Origin of the sequence: Mycobacterium sp. (genome assembly GCF_032161845.1) — a bacterium.
In the GTDB taxonomy this organism is placed as follows: Bacteria; Actinomycetota; Actinomycetes; order Mycobacteriales; family Mycobacteriaceae; genus Mycobacterium.
Genome location: NZ_JAVRQA010000170.1, coordinates 1 through 2,579, shown reverse-complemented (window position 1 = coordinate 2,579; position 2,579 = coordinate 1). Strand labels below are relative to the sequence as shown.

The 2,579-nt window shown below is 65.1% G+C and carries 3 protein-coding genes; 2 read left to right on the top strand and 1 reads right to left on the bottom strand.

Annotation, left to right across the window (positions count from 1 at the left end; genetic code table 11):
• Positions 1 to 441 precede the first annotated feature (441 nt).
• Positions 442 to 792: a hypothetical protein gene (locus QOD90_RS09860; RefSeq protein WP_526349099.1), complete on the top strand. Its 351-nt coding sequence runs from the start codon at positions 442 to 444 to the stop codon at positions 790 to 792.
• 93 nt (positions 793 to 885) lie between these two features.
• On the opposite strand, the gene QOD90_RS09855 is transcribed toward QOD90_RS09860, so the two are convergent.
• The gene (locus QOD90_RS09855) at positions 886 to 1,872 is read right to left on the bottom strand and encodes a helix-turn-helix domain-containing protein (protein ID WP_526349098.1); all 987 of its coding nucleotides are present in this window, start codon (positions 1,870 to 1,872) and stop codon (positions 886 to 888) included.
• Positions 1,873 to 2,170: 298 nt separating this feature from the next.
• On the opposite strand from QOD90_RS09855, the gene QOD90_RS09850 reads away from it, so the two are divergent.
• Positions 2,171 to 2,422 (top strand): hypothetical protein, encoded by a 252-nt coding sequence (locus QOD90_RS09850; RefSeq protein WP_526349096.1) that lies wholly within the window; start codon positions 2,171 to 2,173, stop codon positions 2,420 to 2,422.
• Positions 2,423 to 2,579 lie beyond the last annotated feature (157 nt).

The following is a 2,579-nucleotide window of genomic DNA, read 5'->3' as shown; positions in this document are numbered from 1 at the left end:
CCCACCCGTCACGAACCTCGGCCATCCCGCCGAAGCCCAGGACGTCCCGCAGTTCGTAGCGGCCACCGAGAAGCCCGGGACCTCGCATGGCGAATAGATTAGCCGTCATCTGCGGCGCGCAAACCCGTTCCGGACCCCTGAAACGCGTGAACAGGGGAAACGACGGGACCGAAAACCGGCGGGCCGCAATCCTCCACGAAGCGAACACCATTCAGTCGTGCCACGTAACGATGCGCGTCGGTGGATCGATGGACAAGTAGGGGCTGACGCGCTGAATTGCTTGCGCGGTGCAGCGTGACAATACGTCCCCCAGCGCCCAACCAGCGCCGTAGCCGCAGGCCAACACGACAGCGCGGCGGCTGCGAAACAGGTGGCGTCGACCGCCGAACCACGAGCACGTGGTTCGCGCGGCCGGCGGCCACAAAGCGAGAAGGAGCTCACATGAGTTGGAAGAAGATCGCCGCCGCAGGCGCGATCGCAGGCAGTTTGGGCGCGGCCACGATGGGTCTTGGCTCCGGATTGGCGTCCGCCGACCCAGGCGGCGGCCACGGCGGACCGCCGTGCTTCTACTGCCAGGATCAGCGGGGTCATGACAACGGTCACGGCTATGGTCGCGACGACCGCGGGCCACAACAGTATGCGGACTATGACCGCTGGGATCAGCGCGGCATCGACAATGCCCGCTATGACCACCGGCCGTTCAACTATTACGGCCAGCGGGTCGAACCGTATTGGGACAACGATCGCGCCGTGTGGGGATTCTGGTTCGCCGGCATCTTCATCGTCCTGTAGAACCGGCCGAGAAACAGCGTAGCGATGAGGCCGGCGGCAGACGCCGCCGGCCTCATCCACGCTCGTCAGCCCTGGCACGTTGCGGCGGACCGATCAGCGGCGCAACGTCTCGTGGGGGCTTTCGCCAAACGCCTTTCGATACACCACCGCGAACCGTCCGCTGTGCCCGAACCCCCATCGGCCGGCAGTGGCCGTGACGGTCGTCGTGGCGGGGTCGCCGACGAGAAGTTCCTCTCGGGCACGACGCAGCCGGGTCAGTCTCAGATATGCCATGGGTGTCGTGTCGAGGTACTGCTTGAAGACGTGCTGCACCCGCCGCGGCGTCAGCGATACCGCAGTCGCGACGTCGAGGACCCCGATGTCGCGCGAGGCATTCTCTTCGATGAAGTCGACCGTCCGACGCAGCATGGCAGGCATGGTTCCCGCCAATTCATCCGCTTCGCCGCCGCTTTCGAAACGGTGCGGGAAGGTCGCGAGCGTCGTCTCCGCGAGCAGCCGTGACACGCCGTCCACCATCGAGGACGTGGCGACTTCCGGCTCCTCCAGAACGGTGTCGTGGATGAACGCGACGGTGCGTTTCCACGCTTGCGCCATCGCCGGACTCAACGGCCGCGTCCCCGTGAATACGAGGGTGGCGTCCTTGCCGAGCCGCCCGTACAACCGCGGATCGGCGATGCCGGCGAAGTCGATGCTGAGGGTCTTCAGCTTCGCGTCGATGAGTCGGATGAACAACGGCGAATCGCCGGCCGCGAGAAGCAATGGCTCACCACGCTCTGCGACGTACGTAACGCCGTCCCGGGTGACTTCGACCCGACCCTCCGCGACGCACCAGACGACGGCCTGCTCCAGCCGTCTGATCGCCAGGGAAAGCTCACCGCTGTGCGCGACGTCGTCGGACCGACATCGCCCGAACGCGACGTGCTCGTGGTGGTAGTCACCCGCGAAGCCGTCTGCGCGAAGACACTCGACGTCCACGGCACTGCCTTGGCTGCTGCACAGGTGATCGCAAAGTGCGTCGACGTCGTCGGTCACGATCGCCGACCGACGCAGACCCGGCACGTTGCGAATATCGATCGCCACGACCCAAACCCTCCCTGGGCCACGAAAGCATTGCTCATACAGATCTTTTGGACTATTTCACGCGCACGGAGGACCGCGAAAGCCCAGGAACGAAGGCCGAATTGGCACGGTGATCCAGATGGCGAAGTGCAACGCGGTGTCATTTGCCAATCCGACCGTTTGATTCCCGATTGCCGGGGTAAGACCGCACTGAATTCGAGCGATGACGATGGTCGGCCGCCCGCGCCGGCGGAAGGATGTCCGTGAATGCTTCGAAGGATTGCATGGTGAGCGGTTCCTGGCCGCAACGGGATTGGCGATGACGAGGGTCGCGGAGGTGACCCGCACCGCACTTCGCCTCAACTATCATCTCGGGCTCGTGCCGCTGCGGTTGGTCGAGGAGCGGGTGCTGACCGCGATGGATTCCGCGTCGCCTGCGCGACTGTTGTACGAACGCGTTCTCGGCGCCGTCCACATCACTGTCGGCACCGCACTGGGCGATCCGAGGCTCAGGCAGCGCGGCGACGTGCTGCTGGAGCGCGGGGCTTCGCATGCAGAGGATCCGGGCTGATCCGACTACCGAACCCGAAGCAGGCCGCTGGAGCGTACGACCTCCAAATCGAGTGTGCGATAACCATGCTCGTCGAAGAGCACGACTAGGCGCTCAGATTCAACGTCGAGCACGACGCCGCGACCCCACTCGCGGTGCTCCACGACGGTGTCGACGG

Coding starts and splice junctions, on each gene's coding strand:
- QOD90_RS09860 (WP_526349099.1), top strand. CDS start 442: ATGAGTTGGAAGAAGATCGCCGCCGCAGGCGCGATCGCAGGCAGTTTG.
- QOD90_RS09850 (WP_526349096.1), top strand. CDS start 2,171: ATGACGAGGGTCGCGGAGGTGACCCGCACCGCACTTCGCCTCAACTAT.